This window comes from Acidovorax sp. LjRoot38 (genome assembly GCF_964252975.1).
Lineage (GTDB): Bacteria > Pseudomonadota > Gammaproteobacteria > Burkholderiales > Burkholderiaceae_C > Acidovorax > Acidovorax facilis.
The window spans coordinates 56,751-81,361 of record NZ_CAXUPT020000018.1 but is presented as its reverse complement, the minus strand read 5'-3'; the positions used below and the strand labels follow the sequence as shown (position 1 = coordinate 81,361).

General features: G+C 65.1%; 24 protein-coding genes. 22 read left to right on the top strand and 2 right to left on the bottom strand.

The features are described from left to right. Positions 1-128: 128 nt before the first annotated feature. The 6 genes from ACSQ22_RS23610 (at position 129) to ACSQ22_RS23585 (ending at position 7,115) form a co-directional block, all read left to right on the top strand. Positions 129-2,435 (top strand): NADP-dependent malic enzyme, encoded by a 2,307-nt coding sequence (locus tag ACSQ22_RS23610; RefSeq protein ID WP_436131732.1) that lies wholly within the window; start codon positions 129-131, stop codon positions 2,433-2,435. Between the two features lie 293 nt (positions 2,436-2,728). Beyond that, entirely contained in the window at positions 2,729-3,760 is a 1,032-nt protein-coding gene (locus ACSQ22_RS23605; RefSeq protein WP_436131731.1) for an ABC transporter substrate-binding protein, read from the top strand. Positions 3,761-3,840: 80 nt separating this feature from the next. Then, positions 3,841-4,665: an ABC transporter ATP-binding protein gene (locus ACSQ22_RS23600; protein ID WP_431150328.1), complete on the top strand. Its 825-nt coding sequence runs from the start codon at positions 3,841-3,843 to the stop codon at positions 4,663-4,665. Positions 4,666-4,683: 18 nt separating this feature from the next. After that, positions 4,684-5,451, top strand: a complete 768-nt coding sequence (locus ACSQ22_RS23595; RefSeq protein WP_055394856.1) for an ABC transporter permease — start codon at positions 4,684-4,686, stop codon at positions 5,449-5,451. Next, positions 5,444-5,926: a nucleoside deaminase gene (locus tag ACSQ22_RS23590; protein WP_436131730.1), complete on the top strand. Its 483-nt coding sequence runs from the start codon at positions 5,444-5,446 to the stop codon at positions 5,924-5,926. Before ACSQ22_RS23595 ends, ACSQ22_RS23590 begins: the two co-directional genes overlap by 8 nt. A 130-nt stretch (positions 5,927-6,056) precedes the next feature. After that, positions 6,057-7,115 (top strand): patatin-like phospholipase family protein, encoded by a 1,059-nt coding sequence (locus tag ACSQ22_RS23585; RefSeq protein ID WP_436131729.1) that lies wholly within the window; start codon positions 6,057-6,059, stop codon positions 7,113-7,115. A 132-nt stretch (positions 7,116-7,247) separates the two neighbouring features. Here ACSQ22_RS23585 and ACSQ22_RS23580 read toward each other — a convergent pair whose 3' ends face one another. Continuing rightward, positions 7,248-7,880 (bottom strand): TetR/AcrR family transcriptional regulator, encoded by a 633-nt coding sequence (locus ACSQ22_RS23580; RefSeq protein WP_436131728.1) that lies wholly within the window; start codon positions 7,878-7,880, stop codon positions 7,248-7,250. A 145-nt stretch (positions 7,881-8,025) separates the two neighbouring features. Between ACSQ22_RS23580 and ACSQ22_RS23575 the strand changes: the two genes are divergently transcribed. The 9 genes from ACSQ22_RS23575 to otnI all read left to right on the top strand — a co-directional run bounded on the left by ACSQ22_RS23575 (position 8,026) and on the right by otnI (position 17,998). Further along, positions 8,026-9,075, top strand: coding sequence for an SDR family oxidoreductase (locus ACSQ22_RS23575; RefSeq protein WP_436131727.1), 1,050 nt, complete (start codon positions 8,026-8,028; stop codon positions 9,073-9,075). Between the two features lie 155 nt (positions 9,076-9,230). Further along, the gene (locus tag ACSQ22_RS23570; RefSeq protein ID WP_436131726.1) at positions 9,231-10,487 is read left to right on the top strand and encodes an alpha/beta hydrolase family protein; all 1,257 of its coding nucleotides are present in this window, start codon (positions 9,231-9,233) and stop codon (positions 10,485-10,487) included. A 126-nt stretch (positions 10,488-10,613) separates the two neighbouring features. Beyond that, positions 10,614-11,393 (top strand): FadR/GntR family transcriptional regulator, encoded by a 780-nt coding sequence (locus ACSQ22_RS23565; protein ID WP_436131725.1) that lies wholly within the window; start codon positions 10,614-10,616, stop codon positions 11,391-11,393. Between the two features lie 332 nt (positions 11,394-11,725). Next, positions 11,726-13,102 carry a GntP family transporter gene (locus tag ACSQ22_RS23560; protein ID WP_436131724.1) on the top strand — a complete coding sequence of 459 codons (1,377 nt, stop codon included), beginning with the start codon at positions 11,726-11,728 and terminating at the stop codon, positions 13,100-13,102. A 37-nt stretch (positions 13,103-13,139) separates the two neighbouring features. Next, a complete protein-coding gene (gene ltnD, locus ACSQ22_RS23555) occupies positions 13,140-14,063 on the top strand; it encodes an L-threonate dehydrogenase (protein WP_436131723.1) in 924 nt (307 codons plus the stop codon). After that, positions 14,060-15,337, top strand: a complete 1,278-nt coding sequence (otnK, locus tag ACSQ22_RS23550) for a 3-oxo-tetronate kinase (RefSeq protein WP_436131722.1) — start codon at positions 14,060-14,062, stop codon at positions 15,335-15,337. Before ltnD ends, otnK begins: the two co-directional genes overlap by 4 nt. A gap of 17 nt (positions 15,338-15,354) precedes the next feature. Then, complete coding sequence (locus ACSQ22_RS23545; protein ID WP_395458118.1) at positions 15,355-16,044, top strand: class II aldolase/adducin family protein; 690 nt, start codon at positions 15,355-15,357, stop codon at positions 16,042-16,044. Between the two features lie 63 nt (positions 16,045-16,107). After that, the gene (locus ACSQ22_RS23540) at positions 16,108-17,175 is read left to right on the top strand and encodes an alpha/beta fold hydrolase (RefSeq protein ID WP_436131721.1); all 1,068 of its coding nucleotides are present in this window, start codon (positions 16,108-16,110) and stop codon (positions 17,173-17,175) included. Between the two features lie 25 nt (positions 17,176-17,200). Continuing rightward, complete coding sequence (otnI, locus tag ACSQ22_RS23535) at positions 17,201-17,998, top strand: 2-oxo-tetronate isomerase (protein ID WP_436131720.1); 798 nt, start codon at positions 17,201-17,203, stop codon at positions 17,996-17,998. A 30-nt stretch (positions 17,999-18,028) separates the two neighbouring features. Here the strand turns inward: otnI and ACSQ22_RS23530 are convergent, their stop codons facing one another. Beyond that, entirely contained in the window at positions 18,029-19,024 is a 996-nt protein-coding gene (locus ACSQ22_RS23530; RefSeq protein ID WP_436131719.1) for an isopenicillin N synthase family dioxygenase, read from the bottom strand. A 433-nt stretch (positions 19,025-19,457) separates the two neighbouring features. Between ACSQ22_RS23530 and ACSQ22_RS23525 the strand changes: the two genes are divergently transcribed. From ACSQ22_RS23525 to ACSQ22_RS23495, 7 genes are all read left to right on the top strand, one after another. Further along, positions 19,458-19,985, top strand: a complete 528-nt coding sequence (locus tag ACSQ22_RS23525; protein ID WP_436131718.1) for a nucleoside deaminase — start codon at positions 19,458-19,460, stop codon at positions 19,983-19,985. Between the two features lie 79 nt (positions 19,986-20,064). Beyond that, a complete protein-coding gene (locus tag ACSQ22_RS23520) occupies positions 20,065-20,721 on the top strand; it encodes a TetR/AcrR family transcriptional regulator (protein ID WP_176886787.1) in 657 nt (218 codons plus the stop codon). A 189-nt stretch (positions 20,722-20,910) separates the two neighbouring features. Further along, complete coding sequence (locus ACSQ22_RS23515) at positions 20,911-21,213, top strand: 2Fe-2S iron-sulfur cluster-binding protein (protein WP_436131717.1); 303 nt, start codon at positions 20,911-20,913, stop codon at positions 21,211-21,213. A 36-nt stretch (positions 21,214-21,249) separates the two neighbouring features. Continuing rightward, complete coding sequence (locus tag ACSQ22_RS23510; protein ID WP_436131716.1) at positions 21,250-21,837, top strand: NAD(P)H-dependent oxidoreductase; 588 nt, start codon at positions 21,250-21,252, stop codon at positions 21,835-21,837. 23 nt (positions 21,838-21,860) lie between these two features. Then, positions 21,861-23,189: an amidohydrolase family protein gene (locus tag ACSQ22_RS23505; RefSeq protein ID WP_436131715.1), complete on the top strand. Its 1,329-nt coding sequence runs from the start codon at positions 21,861-21,863 to the stop codon at positions 23,187-23,189. Then, positions 23,186-23,662, top strand: coding sequence for a RidA family protein (locus ACSQ22_RS23500; protein WP_218300429.1), 477 nt, complete (start codon positions 23,186-23,188; stop codon positions 23,660-23,662). Before ACSQ22_RS23505 ends, ACSQ22_RS23500 begins: the two co-directional genes overlap by 4 nt. A 29-nt stretch (positions 23,663-23,691) precedes the next feature. After that, entirely contained in the window at positions 23,692-24,555 is an 864-nt protein-coding gene (locus tag ACSQ22_RS23495; protein ID WP_436131714.1) for a creatininase family protein, read from the top strand. Positions 24,556-24,611: the final 56 nt, after the last annotated feature.

Here is a 24,611-nt window from a genome sequence, read left to right as displayed (position 1 = left end):
GACTTGTGCGACTCCAAAAAGACTTCGAACAGGCTCTTATGCCGCATCCGCATAAACCTGCATGCCAGCCGCCCACGCCATCGGGTACCCTTGTTTTGCATTCCGCCGAGGACTTCCAGGATTTCCGTATGACACAGAACATTTCCGCCGCCGAACAGGCCCTGCGCGACGCTGCGCGCGAATACCACCGCAATCCCACCCGGGGCAAGATTTCGGTCACCCCCACCAAGCCGCTGTCCAACCAGCGCGACCTGTCGCTGGCCTACTCGCCAGGCGTGGCCTATCCGTGCCTGGACATCGCGGCCGACCCCTCCAAGGCGTTTGACTACACATCGCGCGGCAACCTGGTCGCGGTGATCACCAACGGCACGGCGGTGCTGGGCCTGGGCGACATCGGCCCACTGGCCAGCAAGCCGGTGATGGAAGGCAAGGGCTGCCTGTTCAAGAAGTTCGCGGGCGTCGATGTGTTCGACATCGAACTGGCCGAGCGCGACCCCGACAAGCTCATCGAGATCATTGCGGCGCTGGAGCCCACGCTGGGCGGCATCAACCTCGAAGACATCAAGGCGCCCGAGTGCTTCTACATCGAGCGCGAACTCAGCAAGCGCATGAACATCCCGGTGTTCCATGACGACCAGCACGGCACGGCCATCATCAGCAGCGCCGCGCTGCTCAACGGCCTGGAGCTGGTGGGCAAGCAGATCGGCGAGGTGAAGATTGCCGTCTCCGGCGCGGGCGCGGCCGCCATTGCCTGCCTGAATGTGATGGTGGGCCTGGGCGTGAAGATCGAGAACGTCTTTGTCTGCGACTCCAAGGGCGTGATCTACGAAGGCCGCCCCGGGGGCTACGATGAGTCGAAGGCGCGATACGCGCAAAAGACCGATGCCCGCACGCTGGCCGATGCCGTCAACGGCGCCGACGTGTTCCTGGGCTGCTCGGCCCCCGGCGTGCTCACGGCCGAGATGGTCAAGACCATGGGCCCCAAGCCCATCATCCTGGCACTGGCCAACCCCGAGCCCGAGATCCGCCCCGAACTGGCCAAGGCCGTGCGCCCCGACTGCATCATTGCCACGGGCCGCTCGGACTATCCGAACCAGGTCAACAACGTCCTGTGCTTCCCGTACATCTTCCGCGGCGCGCTGGACTGCGGCGCGACCAAGATCACCGAGGCGATGAAGCTGGCCTGCGTGCGCCAGATCGCCGACCTGGCCAAGGCCGACATCAGCGAAGAAGTGGCCAGCGCCTATGCGGGCAAAGAGCTGACCTTTGGCCCCGACTACCTCATCCCTACACCGTTCGACTCGCGCCTGATCCTCAAGATCGCGCCCGCCGTGGCCAAGGCCGCTGCCGAATCGGGCGTGGCCACGCGCCCCATCGAAGACATGGAGGCCTACAAGGAAACGCTGTCGCGCTTCGTCTACCAGACCGGCATGCTGATGCGCCCCGTGATCATGGCTGCCAAGGCCCTGCCGGACGCGCAAAAGCGCGTGGCCTACGCCGACGGTGAAGACGAACGCGCCCTGCGTGCCGCGCAGATGGCCATCGACGACAAAATCGCGCAACCCATCCTCATCGGTCGCCCCGCCGTGATTGCTGCGCGCATCGCCAAGGCCGGCCTGCGCATGCAACTGGGCAAGGATGTGGAGGTGTGCAACCCCGAGGACGACCCACGCTTCCGACAGTACTGGGAGCACTACCACCAGCTCATGAAGCGCAATGGCGCGTCGCCCGAAGTGGCCAAGGCCGCCGTGCGCCGCTCCAACACCATCATTGCCTCGCTGATGGTCAAGCTGGGCGATGCCGACGCGATGATCTGCGGCCTGGTGGGGACGTATGAAACGCACCTGGAACGCATCCACAGCATCATCGGCCGCCAGGAAGGTGCCCACAACTACGCTGCCCTGAACGCGCTGATGACCAACCGGGGCACGCTGTTCATTGCCGACACCTACGTGAACGAAGACCCCACGGCACAGCAGCTGGCGGACATCGCCTGGATGTCGGTGCAGGAGGTGCAACGCTTTGGCATCCCACCCAAGGTCGCCTTCCTCTCGCACTCCAGCTATGGCTCGTCCAAGCGCGCATCGGCCCGCAAGATGCGCGAGGCGCGCGACCTGTTCGTGGACGCCCACCCCGAGATCGAGTGTGATGGCGAGCTGCACGGCGATGCCGCGCTGGAGCCGAACATCCGCAACGCCTACATGGCGGATTCGACCCTGACGGACTCGGCCAACCTGCTGATCTGCCCCAACCTGGATGCCGCCAACATCCTCTACAACGTGCTCAAGACGACCACCAGCGGTGGCGTCACGGTGGGCCCCATCCTGATGGGTGCCGCTGCCACGGCCTACATCCTGACCCCGGCCGCCACCGTGCGCCGCGTGCTCAACATGACGGCCCTGGCCGTGGCCAGCGCTGCCGCCCGGCCACGCTGAGCGCTTTGTGCCGTGCTGACCGTGCGCAGTCCATGATCAGGCCTGCCCACACACCGTTTCAACGGGGCCCTCGGGCCCCGTTTTTCATGGGCAAGCCAACCCCTCACCCGGCGCATGCACCATTTCGGGAAACCCAGCATGCTGGCGCGCACCACTTCGGTGAACAATGGGGCACGGCGAAACACCCGCGTACACAAACCGGGCATCGTTTTTGCTGACTGCAGGTGTATGGCCCCTGAATGGGGCCCATGCCTTCCCTCACCGCATTTCCCCTCGCCCGACAGGAGCCCCCGATGAAAAAAAGACTGTTCATGCAAACCGCTGCCGCCCTGGCCCTGATCGGCAGCACCTCGCTGGCCCAGGCGCAGGCCACCACGCCCATCAAGTTCCAGCTCGACTGGCGTTTTGAAGGCCCTGCCGCGCTGTTCCTGCAGCCCGTGGCCAAGGGTTACTTCAAGGCCGCAGGCCTGGATGTGGCCGTGGATGCTGGAAACGGCTCGGGTGGTGCAGTGCAGCGCGTGGCCTCGGGCACGTACGACATGGGCTTTGCCGACCTGGCCGCCGTGATGGAGTTCCACGCCAACAACCCCGACGCGCAGAACAAGCCCGTGGCGGTGATGATGGTCTACAACAACACGCCCGCATCGGTCATGGCGCTGAAAAAGAGCGGCATCACCAAGCCCGCCGACCTGGCTGGCAAGAAGCTGGGCGCCCCCGTGTTCGACGCAGGCCGCCGCGCGTTCCCCATCTTCCAGAAGGCCAACGGCATTGGCGCTGTGACCTGGACGGCCATGGACCCGCCCCTGCGCGAAACCATGCTGGTGCGCGGCGATGTGGACGCCATCACCGGCTTCACCTTCACCTCGCTCCTGAACCTGGAAGCCCGTGGCGCCAAGGCCGCCGACGTGGTGGTGCTGCCCTATGCCGATTTCGGCGTAAAGCTCTATGGCAACGTGATCATCGCGTCTCCAAAGCTCATCAAGGAGAACCCGGCCGCCATCAAGGCGTTCCTGTCGGCCTTCACAAAGGGTGCCAAGGAAGTGATCGCCAACCCCGCAGCCGCCATCGAGCATGTGAAGGCACGCGACGGCATCGTGAACGTGCCGCTCGAAACCCGCCGCCTGCAACTGGCCATCGACACTGTCATCAACAGCCCCGACGCCCGCGCCGAAGGTTTTGGCAAGGCCGTGCCTGGCCGCCTGTCGCTGATGGCATCGCAGGTGTCGGACGCGTTCAACACCAAGACCCGCGTGAACGCCGACGATGTGTGGAACCCCAGCTTTCTGCCCCCTGCAGCCGAGCTGAACATCCTGCCCAAGAAGTAAAACTATCAATTTGATAGCAGCCAGCGCTTGATAGGCAGGCGCTGGCTGCCATTTTTATTCAAAAAGAAGAACAACCTTCCATGCAGGCTGCCGATTCCTATTTTGTGGATTTCCGCGATGTCTGGCTCGCCTACAACGACGAGCTGCGCGCCAAGAACCAGTTTGCGGTGGAGGCCATCGACCTGCAGGTGCGCCAGGGCGAGTTCATCGCCATCGTCGGCCCCTCGGGCTGTGGCAAGTCCACCTTCATGAAGCTGGCCACCGGTCTGAAGATGCCTTCCATGGGCAAGATCCTCATCGATGGCCAACCCGTGACCGGGCCGCTCAAGGTCTCGGGCATGGCCTTCCAGGCGCCTTCGCTGCTGCCGTGGCGCACCACGGTGGACAACGTGCTGCTGCCACTCGAAATCGTCGAGCCCTACCGCAGCAACTTCAAGCAGAAACGTAAGGAATACGAAGAACGCGCCCGCAAGCTGCTGCAGAAGGTGGGGCTGGCGGGCTATGAGGACAAGTTCCCCTGGCAGCTGTCGGGCGGCATGCAGCAGCGCGCCAGCATCTGCCGCGCGCTGATCCACGAGCCCAAGATGCTGCTGCTGGACGAGCCGTTTGGCGCGCTCGACGCATTCACCCGCGAAGAGCTGTGGTGCATCCTGCGCGACCTGTGGACCGAGCAGAAATTCAACGTGATCCTGGTCACGCACGACCTGCGCGAGTCGGTCTTTCTGGCCGACACGGTGTATGTGATGAGCAAGAGCCCCGGCCGGTTTGTGGTGCGCAAGGAGATCGAGCTGCCCCGCCCGCGCGACCTAGAGGTGACCTACACCAAGGAATTCACCGACATCGTGCATGAACTGCGCGGCCACATCGGCGCCCTGCGCAAGGCCGGCGCGCCCATCCAGCAGTAACCCGAAGACCTTCCCACCATGCACAAGAAAACCGTAGAGCGCTGGTCCCCCTGGCTGCTGCTGACCGCCACCATTCTGCTGTGGCAAATCATCTGTTCGGCCTTCAGCGTCCCCGAATTTCTCTTCCCCAGCCCCTGGGTCATTGCCACGCAGCTGGTCGAGTTCAGCGGCGTGATCGCCGCCCACGCTTGGCGCACCTACTGGGTCACGATGGCGGGCTTTGGCATTGCCATCGTGGTCGGCGTGCTGCTGGGTTTTGTGATCGGCAGTTCTCGCCTGGCCTATGCCGCCGTGTACCCGTTGATGACCGCCTTCAACGCGTTGCCCAAGGCGGCCTTTGTGCCCATCCTGGTGGTGTGGTTCGGCATTGGCGTGGGGCCTGCCATCCTCACGGCGTTTCTCATCAGCTTCTTCCCCATCATGGTCAACATCGCCACCGGCCTGGCCACCCTGGAGCCCGAGCTGGAAGACGTGCTGCGCGTGCTGGGCGCTAAGCGGTGGGACGTGCTGACCAAGGTGGGCCTGCCGCGATCCATGCCGTACTTCTACGGCTCGCTCAAGGTCGCCATCACGCTCGCGTTTGTGGGCACCACGGTGTCGGAGATGACCGCCGCCAACGAAGGCATCGGCTACCTGCTCATCAGCGCGGGCTCGTCCATGCAGATGGGCCTGGCCTTTGCGGGCCTGATGGTGGTGGGTGCGATGGCCATGGTGATGTACGAGCTGTTCAGCTGGATCGAAAAGCGCACCACGGGGTGGGCGCACCGGGGGTCTCAGGGTGAGTGAGCCACTGGACGATGCCCGGGTGGCGCTGCTGCTGCGCCGCGCCAATGCCGTAGCCCAACGCGCCATGGACATGGGCCGCCACCCTTTCGGCGCCTTGCTGGTCGGGCCCGATGGCGAGACCGTGCTGGCCGAGCAGGGCAACATCGACACCGTGAACCATGCCGAGAGCACGCTGGCCCGCGCAGCAGCGGCCAACTACCCCGGCGCCTACCTGGCCCAGTGCACGCTGGTCACCACCTTCGAGCCCTGCGCCATGTGCGCGGGCACCATCTACTGGGCGGGCATCGGCCGCGTGCTGTATGGCGCCGAAGAAACCGCCCTGCTCGCCCTGACAGGCGACCACCCCGACAACCCCACGCTGGCCCTGCCCTGTCGCACGGTTTTTGCCTGCGGCCAGCGCCCCACCGAGGTGCTGGGCCCCGTACCCGCACTGGCAGAAGAGATAACTGCCCTGCACCGCGATTTTTGGCGATAAACAGCTCCACCGCCCGCCCACAAAGCGCATATTGCTCCTTTTTTTGGAGCAATCACCCGCGCAACACAGGCCGCAGGCACCCTGCCGCTATACTGCCCGCCCCGTTTGGACGACAGCAGGATCACCCGGCATGCGCTTGACCATTCTTTTGCGCCTTCTGGCCCTTGGGGCCGCAGCAGGTCTGGCCGCATGTGGCGGCACAGCCCCGACCCAGACGGGGGCGGGCAGCGAAGTCGCGCCCCTCGCCACGCCCTCCACGCCCGCAACGACCCCCATCCGCATCGGTATCGCCCTGGGCGGTGGCGCGGCCAAGGGCTTTGCACACATCGGTGTGATCAAGATGCTGGAGGCCAATGGCCTGGCACCCGCTGTCGTCTCCGGCACCAGCGCGGGCAGCGTGGTGGGTGCGCTCTACGCCAGTGGCATGAACGCCTTCGAGATGCAGGAAAAGGCCGTGGCGCTGGACGAAGCCAAGATTCGCGACCTGCAGCTTTCCTCCGGCGGCCTGGTGCTGGGCCAGAAGCTGGAAGACTATGTGAACGAGCAGGTGCGCCGCAAGCCGCTGGAACAGATGGCCAAGCCCTTCGTGGTGGTGGCCACACGGCTCGAAGACGGCGAGCGCACGGTGTTTGCACGCGGCAACACGGGGCAGGCGGTGCGTGCATCGAGCAGTGTGCCAGGCGTGTTCCAGCCGGTCACCATCGGCAAATTCCACTTTGTGGACGGCGGCATCGTGAGCCCCGTGCCGGTGGATGCCGCCCGCCAGCTGGGCGCCGACATCGTGATTGCGGTGGACATCTCCAACAAGGCCCGGGGCCAGACGCCCGGCAACATGCTGGGCGCGCTGAACCAGTCGATCGCCATCATGGGCCAGAAGCTGGGCCAGGCCGAGCTGGCGCGGGCCGACGTGATCATCCGCCCCCAGGTGCTGGACATCGGCGCGGCCGACTTCAGCCAACGCGCCAATGCCATTGTGGAAGGCGAGAAGGCCGCGCTGGCCGTGATGCCGCAAATCCGCGAGCGTGTGGCCCAGTTGCAAGCCGAGCGCGCGCGGGCTGCGCAACTGGCGCAGGAAAAGGTGCGTGAAGCGGAGTACAAGGACTGCATGGACAAGCGCAGCCGCCTGCAGCGGCTGGCGGGCATGGCCGGGATGGGTGAGGCATGCGCGGCGTCGGCGGCCGCCAAGTAAGAGCAGTCCAGCAGATCAAAGCAGGCTGGAGAGACTGGAGAGGCTTGCAAGAAGACCACGATCGGCACGCCAGCAACGATGCCCAATGGATGTCTTGCATCGAGCGGATGAATTCGCCAGGGCTTGCGGCCGCTATCCGGCGTTCTCTCGCTCCGCATTTGCAATCAGCCCGCGCAGGAACGCCATGATGAGGCGCCCCGAGGGATCGGGACACGTGCTCATCCGCTGCAACGCCAGGCCATGCGACAGGGCCATGAAGGCAGCGGCCAGCTCGGCAGGTTCGGCAGGCGGAATCCTTCCGAGCTTGTGGAACAACTGGCCAATCACCTGGCCCAGCTCGCTGCGGTGCCGATCCCACACCTTCTGGTACTCCACGGCGAACGTCTGACTACGGTTGGCGTGCAATTGCAGTTCGATAGAAAGCATGCACCAATCCGCGTCGTGATTGAGCGTGGAAGCCCAGGCATCCAGCTCGGCAAATATCTGCTCGGAATCGTCTCCGTCACCCGACATGACCCGGGACAGGTGCGTCGCCTCTGCCGTCATGTGACGCCGCAGCAGCTCGAGCAACACATCTTCCTTGCTCGAAAAGTTGGAATAGAACGCGCCCTGGGAGTAGCCCGCCTTGTTCGCAATGTCGCGGATGGACGCGCCCCCATACCCGTTCGCAACAAACAACTGCTGCGCAGTTTCGATCAGGCGTTCGCGCGTTTGCGCTTGGCTTTCCTCTCGGCTCAAGCGCTTTCTTGCTGTCGTGGGGCTCATGCCCAAAGATATCACATGAACTTTCGAGATGGACCTGAAGCCCTCGCCGGTGCCGCCAGGCTGGGTCAGATTTCAAATATCACTTGATATTTATTTTGCCCATCGATAAACTGAAAGATCATTTGATTTTTGAAGTTCAATCGACATGAAACAATCCAAGGGCTTGCGGGCCGCTTTTGTCACCGGCGCTACCGGCCTCCTCGGAAACAACCTTGTGCGCGAACTGGTCGAGCGCGGCTTCTTCCTCAAGGCACTCGTCCGCTCCAAGGCCAAGGGCCAGCAGCAGTTTGCAGGGGTGGAGGGGGTCGAACTGGTGCAGGGCGACATGGCGGACGTGCCCGCCTTCTCCAAAGCGCTCCAGGGTTGCGACGTGGTGTTCCACACCGCCGCGTTCTTCCGGGACAACTTCAAGGGCGGCAGCCACTGGGCAGAACTCAAGCGCATCAATGTGGACGGCACCAAGGACCTCATCGAGCGGGCATATGACGCGGGCATCCGGCGCTTCATCCAGACCTCGTCCATTGCGGTGCTCAATGGCGAGCCAGGCATGCCCATGGATGAGACCTGCCTGCGCGAACTCGCGGATGCCGAAGACGACTACTACCGCAGCAAGATACTGGCCGACCAAGCTGTGTCGGCCTTTCTGGCTGCGCACCCGGACATGCATGCCAGCTTCGTCTTGCCCGGATGGATGTGGGGACCGGCCGATATCGGCCCCACCTCTTCCGGGCAGTTTGTCAACGACGTGGTGCTGGGAAAACTGCCGGGGCTGGTGCCCGGCAGCTTTTCCGTTGTGGATGCTCGCGATGTAGCGAATGCGCAGATTGCGGCTGCAGAGCAGGGGCTGCGCGGCGAACGCTATCTGGCTGCCGGCCGCCACATGACGATGCAGGAACTGGTGCCTTTGGTAGGAAAGATCGCGGGCATCAAGACGCCGACACGCAACCTGCCCTTTCCGCTCCTGTATCTCCTGGCGAGCGTCCAGGAGCTCTACGCACGCATCACCGGCAAGCCCATCCTGCTCAGCCTGGCTACCGTGCGGTTGATGCGCAAGGAGGCGGGACGCAGCCATTTCAATCATGCCAAGAGCGAGCAACAGCTTCAGCTGAAGTTTCGCCCGGTCGAGCAAACCGTTGCCGACACGGTGGCCTGGTACCGAGGCCATGGCTGGCTGCCCGGCATACCGAACCGATAGCGCCAGACATGCGGCTGCGTCGCTCCGGCAAAAAGGGCGCGAGCAGCCAACCCCCAACGCGTGCAACGCACCCTCGGCAGCCGTTCATCGGCCTGGTGACACGTGTCTTGTGCCTTGCCACGCTCCCATCGCATTACCACCCTGAAGGAGATATCGTGACGAACAGACTGGCTTGGAAACTATGGATGTCCTTCGGCGCTGCTTTGCTGGCAGCCGCCGCACCACAAGAGTCCGCTGCGCAGGGAATCCCTGCGGCCCGGGCTGCGAACAGCATGGCCGAATTTTGCGCAAAAGGACAGGCCGAGTACCCGGGCGGCATCGCTCGCCTGCATCCCTCGTTCAAATTCAACATCTGTTGGTGGCTGGAGGATGCCGGGATCGAAGCGCGAACCTTTGACGAGGTCATTGGAGCGCTGCCGGAACACGCGGGGCCATCGCAGCCGACCTGGCAGGCAACGTTCAGCAAGCCCGCGCAGATGCACGCAGAAAGAGCACGCGTGGCCGCCGAGCAGGGCGACAACCTGGCGGCATCGGCCGCCTACAGAAAGGCGGCTTTCTACTGGCGGATGAACCGCATCCCCAAGCGTATTCCCGCTGCAGACCTGCGCGCGACCGAACAAGCCTATGCAGCCCTGGGCAAACCACTCCAGCGGATTGCCTTCAAGGCCGGCGGCAAAGAGTTCATTGGCTACTTCCGGGCCCCATCCACCCACCGCAGCGGCGATGCAAAGCTGCCAACCTTGGTGATCCTTGGCGGCCTCGACAACCTGAAGACAGAGATGATCCGGCACAGCGACTACTTCGCAAGCCGTGGGTTTGCAACCATCGTTGTGGAGAACCCGGACACCGGGGAGAACCAGCTGGGGTTCCACCCCGACTCCCATGTGATGTTCGACGCCATTGCCGACTACATCCAGCAACGCAGTGATCTGGATGCCAGCCGGGTGGCGGTGTACGGCTGGAGCATGGGCGGCTATCTGGCAACGCTTGGCGGACTGAAGAACGACCTCTACAAAGCGGTTGTCAACATTGGCGGCCCCAGCGATTCCAGCTTTGGAAGCGCGCATTGCATGGTGGCTCCGGCATGGATCGTCGCGCCGTACACCATGTTTGCGAACATGGATCCGCGGACCACACCTCGGCAGACGATGTGCAACTATTACGAAACCTTCCAGCTCTCCCGCCAGTTGAAGACGCCGACGAGGGGGCAGTTGCAAAAACCCATTCTGATGGTGAACGGGATCCACGAAGACCTTGTGTCCAAGGAGGAGCCCTCTTCTCTGGCCGCGCTCGGCTTCAACGTGACCCAGCTGGTCTACGGGGACGATGGGCATACGGCGGAGCTGCACATGCGGGAGCACTTTGATTTCGCGGCGGACTGGCTGGTGCAGCGGCTCAGGGTGGCGAATTGATCTGACCAGACCTGGCGGGCGCGCGGTCGCGCAGGCAGGACGTGCTGCACGGCGCCTTGCGCTGACGCTTGGGGTACAGTCAGCCGTCCCTCGGGACTGCTGCCGCCACCTCTGTCCGCTTCGCCCATGTCGTCACCTTTTTCCGCCATCAAACCCAGCATCAAGCTGTCCGACCAGGTCGCCAGCGCGCTGGAGGCCGAGATCCGCGCGGGCCGCATCCAGGCGGCCGAGAAGCTGCCCACCGAGGCGGTGCTGGCGCAGCAGTTCCAGGTGAGCCGCACGGTGGTGCGCGAGGCGATCTCGCGGCTGAAGTCGCTGGGGCTGGTGGACTCGCGCCAGGGCAGTGGCGTGTACGTGCTGGCGCCAGGCATCGAGCCGCTGCAGTTTGATCTGCCCCACGCGGCATCGCGCGAGGCCGTGATGCAGATCGTGGAGGTGCGCCGCGCACTCGAAGCCGAGGTGGCCGAACTCGCCGCCCTGCGCCGCAGCGAAGACGACATCACCGCCATCCGCGCCGCCATGCAGCACATCGCCGACGCAGTGCGCGCGGGCCGCGACGGGGTGGAGGAAGACGTGCTGTTCCACCGCGCCATTGCGCGGGCAGCGGGCAACCCGTTCATGATCAGCACACTGGACTACCTCGCCCAGTTCCTGAAAGGCGCAACCCGCGTGACCCGCGCCAACGAAGCGCGGCGCGAGGACTTTGCCGACGCAGTGACCCACGAACACACGCAGATCGTGCGAGCCATCGAGGCGGGTGACCCGGTGGCCGCACGCGCCGCCGCCGCGCAGCACATGAAAAACGCGCTGGCCCGCATCGAGCAGGCCGATCTCACGTTCTGGGCACAGGATGGCGCACGCCTTGCAGAGCCGCTGGTGGCGGCATCCGCACCGCTGGTGTTCTGAACCCGGCGGGGACCCGGCTCCCGCAGCACACGGCCGCTGCGCAGGCGGATCAGGGGATGCTTTTCCCCGCTAAACGCTATTAAATTGATAGCTTACATCGCTTACCAGTTGCGCGCAGAGGGCCAAAAAACCTTCAAATAGCGCCGCCCAACCCGCCTCTCTAGTCCGCGCATGCGGGTTAACCCGAACCAAAATAGTGCACAGTAATTTGTATGATAACCATATAAACACACCAACCGAGGTGCAACCAGGCACCCAAACCGGGCTGCTCCAGGCCCTGTTTCTTTGGGCTGCCTGGGCCTGCCCCCTTCCATCCCGGAGATACCCCGCACATGTCCACCCTCGCACTTCTCGGCATCGGCGCCGGCAGCATTTGCCTGCTCCTGTTGCTCATCATCCGCTGGCAGGTCCACGCCTTCGTGGCCATGATGCTGGTGAGCTTTCTCGTGGCGTTTGCCACCGGCATGCCCATCGGCGACATCATCAGCACGCTGATTGCAGGCATGGGCGGCACGCTGGGTTCGGTCGCCATCCTGGTGGCGCTGGGCTCCATGCTGGGGCGCATGATCGAGGTCTCGGGCGGCGCGGCCAGCCTGGCCAACCGGTTCACGCAGCTGCTGGGGCCCACACGGGTGCCCATGGCCCTCACCGCCGCCGCGCTGGTGCTGGCCATCCCGGTGTTTTTTGACGTGGGCTTCATCATCCTGGTGCCCATCGTCTACGGCTTTTGCAAGGCGGCGGGCGTCAACCCCATTAAGTTCGGCTTGCCCGTGGCGGGCATCATGCTGGCCGCGCACGTGGTGGTGCCGCCGCACCCCGGCATCGTGGGCGGCGCGGCCATCGTCAAGGGCGACATTGGCTGGATCACCATCATTGGCCTGGCCATCTGCATCCCGCTGGCGGCGCTGTCGCAGGTCGTGGCGGGCTGGCTCAACCGCAAGGGCTACCCCATGCTGCCCACCACGGCCGAGCAGTTTGCGGCCTTTGGCAACAGCCAAGAAGGTGCGGAATCCAAGGCCCCCAAGGCTGCCGCAACCCCAGGCGTGGGCACCATCATGGCGCTCATCCTGATCCCGCTGGCGCTCATCATGGCCGGGACCACCGGCGCCACCCTGCTGCCCAAAGGCGACAGCCTGCGCAACGTGCTGGGCTTCATCGGCTCGCCCATCTTCGCGCTGATGGTGGCCGTGGGCCTGGCGATGTTCCTGCTGGGCCGCAACCAGGGCTGGAACCGTGAGCGCACCAATGCCATCATGGAATCCGCCCTGCCCCCTGCCGCTACCGTGATCCTTGTGACCGGCGCTGGCGGCGTGTTTGCCAAGGTGCTCACCGCCAGCGGCATTGGCACGGCGCTGTCGCAAAGCCTCACCGCGACTCATCTGCCGCTCATCCTGCTGGCGTTCATCATCTCTCTGGCGCTGCGCGCCGCACAGGGTTCGGCCACCGTGGCCATCATCACCACCTGCGGCCTGCTGGCCGACGCGATTGCGGGTGGCGGGTATTCCCCCTTGCAAGTGGCGCTGCTCACGGTTGCCATTGGATTTGGCAGCCTGGGCCTGTCGCACGTCAACGATTCGGGCTTCTGGATCGTGACCCGCTACCTGGGCCTGAGCGTGGGCGATGGCCTGCGCACCTGGACCGTGCTGACCACGGTGCTAGGCCTGGCGGGCTTTGCCCTCACGGCTTTGCTTTGGGTGCTGGTCGCCTGAGTGCCATCGTATTGAATTTCTTTGAAGGACTGACAACATGACAAAACCCACCGTCGGCATCATCGGCCTGGGCGCCATGGGCGCTGGCATTGCCAAGACCCTGCGCAACAACGGTTTCACCATCCACGTGTGTGACGTGCGCCCCGGCGTGGCCGATGCCTTTGTGGCCGACGGTGGCACGGCACACGCCACCACGGCTGCGCTGGCAGCGGTAAGTGATGTGGTGGTGTCGGTGGTGGTCAACGCCGCGCAGACCGAGAGCGTGCTGTTTGGCGACGACGGCAAGGGTGGCGCCGCCAGCACCATGCGCCCCGGCAGCACCTTCGTAATGTGCTCCACGGTGGACCCCAACTGGTCCGTGGCGCTGGAAGCGCGCCTCAACGCCCTGGGCCTGCACTATGTGGACGCGCCCATCTCCGGCGGCGCCGCCAAGGCCGCATCAGGCCAGATGACCATGATGACCTCGGCCAAACCAGAAGCCTATGCCGCTGCAGGCGCCGTGCTAGACGGCATGGCTGGCAAGGTGTACCGCCTGGGCGACAAGGCGGGCGCAGGCAGCAAGGTCAAGATCATCAACCAGCTGCTGGCCGGTGTGCACATTGCCGTGGCCGCCGAAGCCATGGCCCTGGGCCTGCGCGAAGGCGTGGAGGCCAGCGCCTTGTATGAAGTGATCACGAACAGCGCGGGCAACAGCTGGATGTTTGAAAACCGCATGGCCCATGTGCTGGCGGGCGACTACACACCGCTGTCAGCAGTGGACATCTTCGTGAAGGACCTGGGCCTGGTGCTGGACACCGCACGCGCCAGCAAATTCCCCCTGCCGCTGGCCGCCACCGCGCACCAGATGTTCATGCAAGCCTCCACAGCAGGCTTTGCCAAGGAAGATGACAGTGCCGTGATCAAGATCTTCCCTGGCATCACGTTGCCAAATAGCGAAGGTCCAGGGAAGGACAAGGCATGACACGCGCACGTGCACTGCTGGGCTGCATTGCCGACGACTTCACCGGCGCGACCGACCTGGCCAACAACCTGGTGCGCGCAGGCATGCGCGTGGTGCAAGCCATGGGCGTGCCCACGGCACCGTTGGATGCGGAGGCCGATGCCATCGTGGTCGCACTAAAGTCGCGCACCATTCCCAAAGAAGAAGCCATCGCCCAGTCCCTGGCCGCGCTGCAGTGGCTGCAGGCACAGGGCGCAGAGCAAATCTATTTCAAATACTGCTCCACCTTTGACAGCACGGCCGAAGGCAACATCGGCCCCGTGACCGATGCGCTGATGCAAGCCCTGGGCACCGACTTCACCATCGCCACGCCCGCCTTCCCCGACAACAAGCGCACGGTGTTCAAGGGCTACCTGTTTGTGGGCGATGTGCTGCTGAACGAGAGCGGCATGCAGAACCACCCGCTCACGCCCATGACCGACCCCAACCTGGTGCGCGTGCTGCAGGCACAAACACCCAGCCGCGTAGGCCTGATCGATCACAGCGTGGTCGCACAGGGCGAGGCCGCCATCCGTGCGCGCATCGACCAACTCAAGGCCGAGGGCGTGCGCATGGCCGTGGTCGATGCGGTGTCGAACGCCGACCTGATGCGCCTGGGCCCTGCCCTCAAGGGCATGCCGCTGGTCACAGCGGGCTCGGGCGTGGCCATTGGCCTGCCGGGCAACTTTGGCGTGGCCCCCAGCAACGAGGCCGCCCGCCTGCCTGCCGCGCAAGGGCTGCAGGCCATCGTGTCGGGCAGCTGTTCGGTAGCCACCAACCAGCAGGTGATGGATTTCATCAAAGCGGGCCAACCCGCTCTGGCCATCGACCCACTGCGCATTGCCGCAGGCGTGGACGTGGCCGCCGAAGCGCTGGCCTGGGCGGAAAGCCACATTGACCAAGGCCCGGTGCTGGTGTATTCCACCGCCGAGCCCTCGGCGGTGCGCGCCATTCAGGGCAAGCTGGGTTCTGAAAAAGCCGGGGCCATGGTGGAGGAAGCCATTGCCGCCATTGCACGCGGCCTGGTGCAGCGCGGTGTGCGCCAGCTCATCGTGGCGGGCGGCGAAACCTCCGGCGCCTGTGTGCAGGCACTGGGCATCACGCAGATGCGCATTGGCGCGCAGATTGACCCCGGCGTGCCGTGGTGCCATGCGGTGGCCCCGGACGCCAAGGACGGGCTGCACATCACGCTGAAGTCGGGCAATTTTGGTAGCACCGATTTTTTCACCAAGGCTTTTGCACAATTGTTGGCATGACCTCTACCCCCGCCTTCATGGATGAGCGCCAGGCCCGCGACGAAATCTGCCGCGTGGGCCGCAGCCTGTTTGAGCGGGGCTATGTGCATGCCACCGCAGGCAACATCAGCGTGCGCCTGGCCGACGGTTACCTCATCACCCCCACCGATGCCTGTCTTGGCACGCTGCAGCCCGAGCGGCTGGCGCGCCTGGACGCACAAGGCCAGCAGGTGGCGGGCGACCAGGCCAGCAAGACCATTGCGCTGCACCGGCAGATTTACGAGGCATCGGCATCGACAGCGGCCCCAGCGCGCTGCGTGATCCATACGCACAGTACGCATCTGGTGGCCTGCTCATTGCAGGCCGACATGACGGCCAACGGTCCGCTGGGGCCTGACGCGCAATTGCTGCCTCCCATCACGCCCTACTTCGTCATGAAGGTGGGCCGTGTGCCGCACATCCCCTACCACCGCCCTGGCGACCCGGCTGCAGCGGCGCTGGTGGCGCAGACCATTGGCCGCTATGCCGCCAAGGGCAGCCCTGTGCGCGCGGTGATGCTGGCGCGCCTGGGGCCCAACGTGTGGCATGACACGCCCGCCGCCGCCATGGCCGTGCTGGAAGAACTGGAAGAAACCGCCCGCCTGTGGATGCTGTGCAGGCCCCACCCCACGCCCCTCAACCCCGTGCAGATCGAGGAGCTGCGCCAGAGTTTTGGAGCGCACTGGTAACTGGTAACCGGCGGGCTGCGCACAAGGCGCGGGGATGAAAGAACACACACAAGGAGACAAACCATGACCCTTTCTTTCTGGCGCAAAGCCTTTGCTCCCATGCTGCTGGGCGTGCTGGCCACGGGCGGTGCATCGGCTGCGGACTACCCCGCCCCCAAACACGGCGAATGGGTCGTCAAGGATTTCCGCTTCCACACCGGCCAGACCCTGCCCGAACTCAAGCTGGCCTACTCCACCGTGGGCGATCCCGCAGGTGAGCCGGTGCTGGTGCTGCATGGCACCAATGGCTCGGCAGAGAGCATGCTCACGCCCGGCTTTGCAGGCACGCTGTTTGGCCCCGGCCAACCGCTGGATGCGCGCAAGTACTTCATCATCCTGCCGGACGCCATCGGCACCGGCCGCTCCAGCAAGCCGTCTGACGGCCTGCGCGCCGCCTTTCCGGCCTACAACTATGACGATATGGTGCAGGCCCAGTACCGCCTGCTGACCGAACACCTGGGCGTGCGCCATGTGCGCGCCATCATCGGCAACTCCATGGGCGGCATGCACACCTGGGTGTGGGCCCAGCGCTACCCCGATTTCATGGACATCGCCGTGCCCATGGCCTCGCTGCCCGCCGCCATGTCGGGCCGCAACTGGATGATGCGCCGCCTGCTGGTCGAATCCATCCGCAACGACCCCGAATGGCAGGGCGGCAACTACACCCGCCAGCCCCGCAGCCTGCAGTTTGCGTCGGTGTTCTTTGGCACGGGCACCAACGGGGGCAACCAGGGCCTGCAAAAGCTGGCCCCCAATCGCGCTGCGGCCGATGCGCTGGTGGAGCAACGCCTCAAAGCGCCTTTCCGTGGCGATGCCAACGACCACATCTACCAGTGGGAAGCCTCGCGCGACTACGACCCCGAGCCCGGGCTGGAACGCATCACCGCGCGCGTGCTGGCCATCAACTCGGCAGACGATGAGCGCAACCCACCCGAGCTGGGGGTGCTCGACAAAGCCATCCCCCGCATCCCGCACGCCCAGGCCTACGTAATCCCCGCCAGCGCCGACACCCTCGGCCACAGCACGGTGGGCCTGGCGCGCTTGTACCAAGACCGGCTGGCCCAGGTGTTCACCAACGCACCGCGCCGCTGACCCGTACTTTTCAGGAACCCTTTTCATGCCCCGCTTTGCCGCCAATCTGTCCATGCTCTACAACGACGTGGACTTTCTCGACCGTTTTGCCGCCGCTGCCCGCGATGGTTTCCAGGCGGTGGAGTACCTTTTTCCCTACGCCTACTCTGCGCAAGAACTGTCCGCGCGCCTGCAAGCCAACGGCCTGCAGCAAGTGCTGTTCAACGCCCCGCCCGGCAACTGGGACGCGGGCGAGCGTGGGCTGGCCTGCCTGCCCAGGCGCGAGGCCGAGTTCCGCGAAGGCATTGCCAAGGCGGTTGAATATGCCCAGGCGCTGCAGTGCCCTCGCATCCACGTGATGGCCGGTCTTGTGCCCCAGGGCGCGGACGCAGCCACCGTGCGCGCCACCTACATCGCCAACGTGCGCCACGCCGCCGAACAGGCTGCACCGCACGGCATCCAGATCCTGCTGGAGCCCATCAACGGCCGAGACATGCCCGGCTTCTTCCTGAGCCGCCAGGACCAGGCCCATGCGCTGATCGCCGAGATCGGCGCCGCCAACGTGAAGGTGCAGATGGACCTGTACCACTGCCAGATCGTGGAAGGCGACCTGGCCATGAAGGTGCGCCAGTACCTGCCCACCGGCAACGTCGGCCACTTCCAGATTGCCGGTGTGCCCGAGCGCCACGAGCCTGATGTGGGCGAAATCAACTACACCTACCTGTTCAAGGTGCTGGACCAGTTGGGCTACGACGGCTGGATTGGCTGCGAGTACCGCCCGGCGCGCGGCGCGGCGCCCCATGCCACATCCGACGGGCTGGGCTGGCTCCAGCCCTGGCTGTAAGCCGCACGGCCACCGGCAGCCTACGCGCCATCAATACGCCTTGAAGTTAGCCGCCACCCGCTGGTTCAGGTAGTCACCCGCAGCAATCGCCGGGTACTTCTTGCCGGGCCCCGCGATGATGGCGTCGCGGTTGGCCTGGGCAAAGAAGGCAATGCTGTAGCGCGGGCCCATGTACTCGCCCGGCAGCGGGTTCTTCACACGGTGGAAGTTGCTGGGCAGCTGGTCGTCGCTCCAGCGCATCAGCATGTCCCCAATGTTGCAGGTGATGGCCTGCTCGTCGGGCTCCACCGAGGTCCAGGCCTGGGTGTCCATCTCCTTGCCCGGGCACACCTGCAGGCCACCCTGGCCCTGGCGCTGAAAGAGCAGGGTCAGGCAATCAAAGTCGGTATGCGCCCCGGCGCGCCACAGGCCCAGGCTGGCTTGTTGCTCGGGCGGGGTCGCAAAGTAGTGCAGCAGGCGCAAGGTGCTTTGGTAGCTGGCCTGTGCAGGGTCGTGCGCGCGGGCAAAGAAGGCCTCGTCAAACCCCAGCTTCCACGCAAAGCATGACAGCACCTGCATGGCCACCTGCCAGCACTGGCCCTCAAACGCGAGCATGGTGGCCTGGAAGCCTGCCAGCTCCTCGTCGGTGGGCCACAGGCCTGCCATGTGCGGGCGGGTGATCTGGTACGACTCCTTCTGGTCCGGTGTGCCGGTGGAGGGGCGCACCTGCGCGCGGCTCTCCCAGCCCACGTTGAGCGCCTTCTTGAGCGGGTACTGCGCCTTCACGGCATCCGGCAGCGCAAAGAAACGCTCGGTCATCGCAAAGGCGTTGTGCACCTCGGCCAGGTCAATGCCGTGGTTCACGATCTGGAAAAAGCCGACATCGACGGCGGCGTCCCATAGCTGGTCGGCAATCTCGGTCTTGCGCTGAGCAAAGTGGCTGAGGTCGATGCGGCGGATCTCGCGGCTCGCGGTTTCCGAGCCCATCGCGCCCATGCGCGTTTCTTTTTGCAGCTCGGCGAGGTCGTAGGCAGCAGTGGTGGTCATGCAGTTCTCCTGAAGACAAGTGGAAGGAAGAAAGGCCCTCCCGCTGGGTGCTTCAAGAGCGTTTGGCACCGCCTGCTGCGGCCGGCCGTTCAACCCTTGAAGCCACGGTGTGCCAACGCACACCGCTGTGCGCACAGCGGGCTTCAAGAGCAATTTCCGACTGGCATCGCCTCGTGCAGGATGGCACAGGGACAACGCAGTGAACGCTTCTACTCTTGCCAATGGCGATGCAAGAAGAATGCCCACACGCCTTCCATGTGTGCCAGCGCAAAGTCAGAGCGCTTGTGCACAGCGCGTCCAAAGCCATGCATACATGTCACTGATTGTGATTGGCATGCCAAATGCATAGCGCCCTGCACCACAACGGCGGGCGTGCAGACAGTCCGGCGTTGCACAACGACAGCAACCCACCCACCATCGACGGAGACACACCATGCACGCGCTCATGTCTGCACGCCCAGCCAGTTTTGACGACCCCACGCCCATCAACGACACCGACGGCACCTACCTGCGCCAGGCCATCGCGTGGTCGTGCACTGCCCGCGCGCGCGGCAACCGCCCGTTTGGTGCGGTGGTCATCAGCGCCGAAGGGCACCTGCTGGCCGAGGCCTACTGCAACACCACCGAGACAGGCGACTGCACCGGCCACGCCGAGACCAATGCCGTGCGCCAGCTCAGCCCCCGCGTGGGCCGCGATGCCCTGGCCAAGGCCACGCTGTATTCGTCGGCCGAGCCCTGCGTGATGTGCGCAGGCGCAATTTTCTGGTCTGGCATCGGTCGCGTGGTGTTTGGCATTGACGCCCTTCGCCTGCGGGTTTATCGCGGCGAGCGAGCGGAACAACGCGATGCAGAGCTGTCCTGCCGCGATGTGTTCGCAGCATCGCCCCATTCCATCGAGTGCATTGGCCCCGCGCTGATCGAGGAGGCCAGCGTTCCCCACATCGGCTTCTGGAAAGCGTGAAGCGAGCAGTAGCGCGCAAAATCGCTGTCTTCTACCTGTTGTCCCTGTGCAAGCCGCGCATCCCGCGCCCCGCCCGTCCATGACTGAAACCGAAACCGATGTCGCCTCAGGCGCACTCCTGGGCCGCGCCAAACAAGGGCGCGAGCGCATCCTCACCGCCATCCGCGAGGCGGCCATTGCCGAGTTCAGCCGCCATGGGTTCAAAGGGGCATCCACCAAGGCCATTGCCGAGCGCGCGGGCCTGACCAAGCCCCAGCTGCACTACTACATCAGCAGCAAGGAAGAGCTGTATGAAGAGCTGCTGTACTCGGTGCTCAACGGCTGGTCGGGCGCCTTCATTTTTGACAGCAACAGCGACGATCCCAAGAAGGTGTTGAGCAGCTACGTGCGCAAGAAGCTCGACTACGCGCTGGACAACCCGGGCCTGTCGCGCATCTTCACCACCGAGGTGCTGGGCGGTGGGCGCAACCTGGGCAAATACTGGCCCGTGGCCGTCAAGTCCACCCAGCAGAAGGTGGACCTCATCAACCGCTGGATTGCCGAAGGCCGCATGCGCGCCGTCAACCCCACGCTGCTGCTCATGCAGATCTGGGGCATGACGCAGCACTACGCCGACTACGGCGTGCAGGTGCACATCATGCTGGGCCTGGCGCCCGACGAGCCCATCGACCGCGAGCCCATCGTGCGCGAACTCACCAGCTTTGTGCTGCTGGGCTGCGGCCTCGCACCAGACTAAGGCCCCCGCCCCATTCTGGGCATGCCTCGGGTGCCCGAGGGGCGAATCCCGGGCAATTTGCACCAGCACGCGGCGTCAAAAGCCCCTTTCAGGCCGCGTTGATCCACCACAAAGACGTTTGACCGCTTTTTGTGGCTGGCACAGCCTTTGCAATAGTTTGACCAATCGATCAAATCACATGGTCAAACAATGCAGACAGCCCCTGACACCGCCGACGCCGCCCGCACAGAACACGCATTCGAGCTGATCCTGCAGCGCAGCCAGATGCGCTTGCCCGTCGCCTCCGGCGAGAGCATGGCTGATGTGCTGCAGCTCGCTGGCGTACCGCTGGAAACCCTGTGCGAGCAGGGCTTGTGCGGCACCTGCGTGACCCGCTGGCTGGACGGCGAGCCCGACCACCGCGACAGCTGCCTGAGCGCTGCAGAGCAAGCCACCCATGTGGCCGTGTGCTGCGCACGCAGCCACAGCGCCACGCTGACGCTGGATCTCTAGGCACCACCCCTCCCACCCACTCGAAGGACACCCGCCATGCGTATCCTCGTGATCTATTGCCACCCGGTAGAAACCAGCTACAACGCAGCCCTGCACGCCGAGGTGGTGCAGCAGCTGCGCGGCGCGGGCCATGAGGTGGACGACTGCGACCTGTACGCCGAGGGCTTCAACCCCGTGATGACACGCGAAGAGCGCCTGGGCTACCACGAGGTGCCCAGCAACCAGTTGCCCGTGCAGGGCTATGTGGACCGCCTGCTCTGGGCCGAAGCCGTGGTGTTCTGCTTTCCCACCTGGTGCTTTGGCATGCCGGCGATGCTCAAGGGATTTTTCGACCGCGTGCTCATGCCCGGCGTGGCCTTTGACATCAGCGACCCGCACAACGTCAAACCCTCGCTCACGCACATCCAGCGCATCTCGGCCGTGGTCACTTACGGCCGCCCGCGCTGGACGGCCCTGTTCATGGGCGACCCGCCGCGCAAGTCCATCACCCGCTACATGCGACTGCTCACGGGCGGCAAGGCGCGGGTGGACTACCACGCCTACTACCACATGAACGTGGCCACACCGCCCCGGCTGGCGGCCTTCAAGGCCCGTGTGGGCCAGGCGATGGCGCGCTTTGCGTAAGACCACGTTCTAAGGGCCACAGCATGCACGCATCCAACACCCCCGACCACATCCTGCGCACACGGTTGCCGCGCTGGCTGCTGCCCGCCGCCTGGCCGCAGCAGGGCCACCAGCCCGCACTGGCCGATCTGCGCCTGGCCCAGGGCCGCATCGTGCAAGTGCTGCCCCACGGCACCCAGCCTGCGCCACACGGCGCTGTGTGGGACGTGGCAGGCGCGCTGGTGCTGCCCGGCCTGGTCGATGCGCACACCCACCTGGACAAGGCCTTCACCCTGCCCCGCATGGGAGAGGTCAAACCCGGACTGCTGGGCGCCATCGAGGCCATGATGGTGGACCGCCAAAGCTGGACCGAAGCCGACATCCACGCCCGCGCCAGCCGCGCGCTGCAATGGGCCTACGACGCAGGCACCGTCCACCTGCGCACCCACTGCGACTGGTGGGAGCCCGACGCGCAGCCACTGGCCTGGAACGTGTTGCGCGCACTGGCCCATGACTGGGCCGACCGCATCACGCTGGAGCGCGTAAGCCTGATCCCCCTGCACCTGTACGCAGAACGCAGCGCCGCCATGCAACTGGCCGCCACCGTGGCCGCCAGCGGCTCTGGCGCACTACTGGGCGGCTTTGTGCATTCCACCAACTGGGACCCGCAGGCACTGCGTCACCTGTTTGAAGCCGCACAACACCACGGACTGAACGTGGACCTGCATGTGGACGAAGAACTGCACCCTGGCGCACAGGGCTTGGCGACCACGGCCGCACTGCTCAAGGAGCTGGGTTTCGAAGGCCATGTGGTCTGCGGCCACACCTGCGCCCTGGCCGCACAAGACGAAGCCACGGCCCTCGCCACGCTCGACGCGGTGGCGCAAAGCCCGATCACGCTGGTCACGCTGCCCATCACCAACCTGCTGCTGCAGGACGCCACCACCGGCCGCACACCGCGCCAGCGGGGCCTGACGCTGGTGAAGGAAGCCCGTGCACGCGGCATCCCGGTGCTGGTGGCCAGCGACAACGTGCAAGACCCGTTCTGCCCCGTGGGCAGCTTCGACCCGCTGGAAGCCCTGGCCACGGGCGTTCTGGCTGCGCAGCTGGATGCACCGTTTGACCAATGGAGCGAATCGCTGTGCCGCACCGACTGGCTGCGCACCGGCCGCACTGGCCCCACGGCGCTGCCGCTGAAGCCCGGCGCGGTGGCTGACCTGCTGGTCTTCACGCAGGCCGACCACTGGGGCTTTCCGTCCCGCACGCAAGGCGCGCAGGGCCGCGTGGTGCTGCGCCAGGGCCGCGTCGCCAGCGGCCATGCACCGGCTGCCTGGCATGTGCCAACCACCCAATCCGCACGGAGCCTCGCATGAGCCCCACATCTGCGCCCGTACCTGCGCCAGGTATCGCCCAGCCACTGGCCCGCTACGCCGCGTGGCGCCGCGCAGGCGACTTCATCTACCTGAGCGGGATCATTGCCGTGGACCCTGCCGCCAGCCGCATCGTGCGTGGCTACGACGACATCCCGCATGAGGCCGCCACACTGATTGGCCGCACGGGCGAGTTCAGCAGCGACATCAAGGAGGGCCCCATCCTCGCGCAGAGCTGGTATGTGCTGGACCGCATTCGCCAGACCATTGAAGCGGCGGGCGGCCAGATGTCCGACGTGTTCAAGCTGGTGCAGTACTTCAAGAACCTGGACCACTTCCCGCAGTACAGCCGCGTGCGCAAGCTGTTCTTCCCCGGCGAGCCCCCTGCATCCACCGTGGTGGAAGTGAGCGGCATGTTGCCCACGCCCGACATCCTCATCGAGGTGGAGGCCACGGCCTACCTCCCTTTGCGCTGACAACAGCTTCCTTCACGAAAGAACCACCCATGCTGCACGGCTACAACCCGCCCCACCGCTACCTGCCCTACCTGAGCTGGACCGAGATCGCCGACCTGCCGGACAAGGAGAACACCGTCATCGTGCTGCCCACGGGCGCCACAGAGCAGCATGGCCCGCACCTGCCGTGTGCGGTGGACACGGTGATCAGCGCGGGGGTGGTGGGCCATGCACTGGCCCGCCTGCCGGCCGATGTGCCTGCGTTTGCGATGGCCCCCATCACCTACGGCAAGTCCGAAGAGCACCTGCACTTCCCCGGCACCGTCACGCTGAGCGGCGAGACCCTGCTGGCTACCATGAACGAGGTGGGCGAATCGGTGTACCGCGCAGGCTTTCGCAAGCTGCTGTTCGTCAACGGCCACGGCGGTCAGCCGCAGGTGATGGAGATGTGCGCGCGCGAGCTGCGCCTGCGCCATGGCGACTTCATCGTGGTGCCCAGCTTCACCTGGCGTGTGCCGCATGTGGCGGGCAAGTACCTGTCCGACACCGAAAAGAAGCTGGCGATGCACGCAGGCCACGCCGAGACCGCGTTGATGCTGGCGCTGGCCCCCGACACCGTGCACATGGAGCGTGCGGTAGTCAACTACCCGCCCGTTTTTGATTCGCCCCTGCTCTCACCCGACGGCCGCCCGGCCTGCGCCTGGAGTGCGCGCGACTTCGGCCCCAGCGGAATCATTGGCGACCCGCTGCCCGCCACGGCCGAACAAGGGCACGCCATCCTCGACTCGCTGGCCGTGAGCTGGGCCGCCGCCATTACCGAGCTGCATCGGCTGCAGTGGGCACCGCGCACTGAGCCCACCTGGGGCCGAGCCAATCACACCGGCCACGTGGAGCACTCCAGCGCACTGGCCTGAAACCTGCGAACGCCACCGCAAAACCTTTTCGCCTTCCCCTTCGTTATCCCTTCGTT

Bases quoted from the DNA above. Each gene is read 5' to 3' on its own strand.
- ACSQ22_RS23610 (WP_436131732.1), top strand. From the start codon at position 129: ATGACACAGAACATTTCCGCCGCCGAACAGGCCCTGCGCGACGCTGCG.
- ACSQ22_RS23605 (WP_436131731.1), top strand. From the start codon at position 2,729: ATGAAAAAAAGACTGTTCATGCAAACCGCTGCCGCCCTGGCCCTGATC.
- ACSQ22_RS23600 (WP_431150328.1), top strand. From the start codon at position 3,841: ATGCAGGCTGCCGATTCCTATTTTGTGGATTTCCGCGATGTCTGGCTC.
- ACSQ22_RS23595 (WP_055394856.1), top strand. From the start codon at position 4,684: ATGCACAAGAAAACCGTAGAGCGCTGGTCCCCCTGGCTGCTGCTGACC.
- ACSQ22_RS23585 (WP_436131729.1), top strand. From the start codon at position 6,057: ATGCGCTTGACCATTCTTTTGCGCCTTCTGGCCCTTGGGGCCGCAGCA.
- ACSQ22_RS23580 (WP_436131728.1), bottom strand. From the start codon at position 7,880: ATGAGCCCCACGACAGCAAGAAAGCGCTTGAGCCGAGAGGAAAGCCAA.
- ACSQ22_RS23575 (WP_436131727.1), top strand. From the start codon at position 8,026: ATGAAACAATCCAAGGGCTTGCGGGCCGCTTTTGTCACCGGCGCTACC.
- ACSQ22_RS23565 (WP_436131725.1), top strand. From the start codon at position 10,614: ATGTCGTCACCTTTTTCCGCCATCAAACCCAGCATCAAGCTGTCCGAC.
- ACSQ22_RS23560 (WP_436131724.1), top strand. From the start codon at position 11,726: ATGTCCACCCTCGCACTTCTCGGCATCGGCGCCGGCAGCATTTGCCTG.
- ltnD (WP_436131723.1), top strand. From the start codon at position 13,140: ATGACAAAACCCACCGTCGGCATCATCGGCCTGGGCGCCATGGGCGCT.
- otnK (WP_436131722.1), top strand. From the start codon at position 14,060: ATGACACGCGCACGTGCACTGCTGGGCTGCATTGCCGACGACTTCACC.
- ACSQ22_RS23545 (WP_395458118.1), top strand. From the start codon at position 15,355: ATGGATGAGCGCCAGGCCCGCGACGAAATCTGCCGCGTGGGCCGCAGC.
- ACSQ22_RS23540 (WP_436131721.1), top strand. From the start codon at position 16,108: ATGACCCTTTCTTTCTGGCGCAAAGCCTTTGCTCCCATGCTGCTGGGC.
- otnI (WP_436131720.1), top strand. From the start codon at position 17,201: ATGCCCCGCTTTGCCGCCAATCTGTCCATGCTCTACAACGACGTGGAC.
- ACSQ22_RS23530 (WP_436131719.1), bottom strand. From the start codon at position 19,024: ATGACCACCACTGCTGCCTACGACCTCGCCGAGCTGCAAAAAGAAACG.
- ACSQ22_RS23525 (WP_436131718.1), top strand. From the start codon at position 19,458: ATGCACGCGCTCATGTCTGCACGCCCAGCCAGTTTTGACGACCCCACG.
- ACSQ22_RS23520 (WP_176886787.1), top strand. From the start codon at position 20,065: ATGACTGAAACCGAAACCGATGTCGCCTCAGGCGCACTCCTGGGCCGC.
- ACSQ22_RS23515 (WP_436131717.1), top strand. From the start codon at position 20,911: ATGCAGACAGCCCCTGACACCGCCGACGCCGCCCGCACAGAACACGCA.
- ACSQ22_RS23510 (WP_436131716.1), top strand. From the start codon at position 21,250: ATGCGTATCCTCGTGATCTATTGCCACCCGGTAGAAACCAGCTACAAC.
- ACSQ22_RS23505 (WP_436131715.1), top strand. From the start codon at position 21,861: ATGCACGCATCCAACACCCCCGACCACATCCTGCGCACACGGTTGCCG.
- ACSQ22_RS23500 (WP_218300429.1), top strand. From the start codon at position 23,186: ATGAGCCCCACATCTGCGCCCGTACCTGCGCCAGGTATCGCCCAGCCA.
- ACSQ22_RS23495 (WP_436131714.1), top strand. From the start codon at position 23,692: ATGCTGCACGGCTACAACCCGCCCCACCGCTACCTGCCCTACCTGAGC.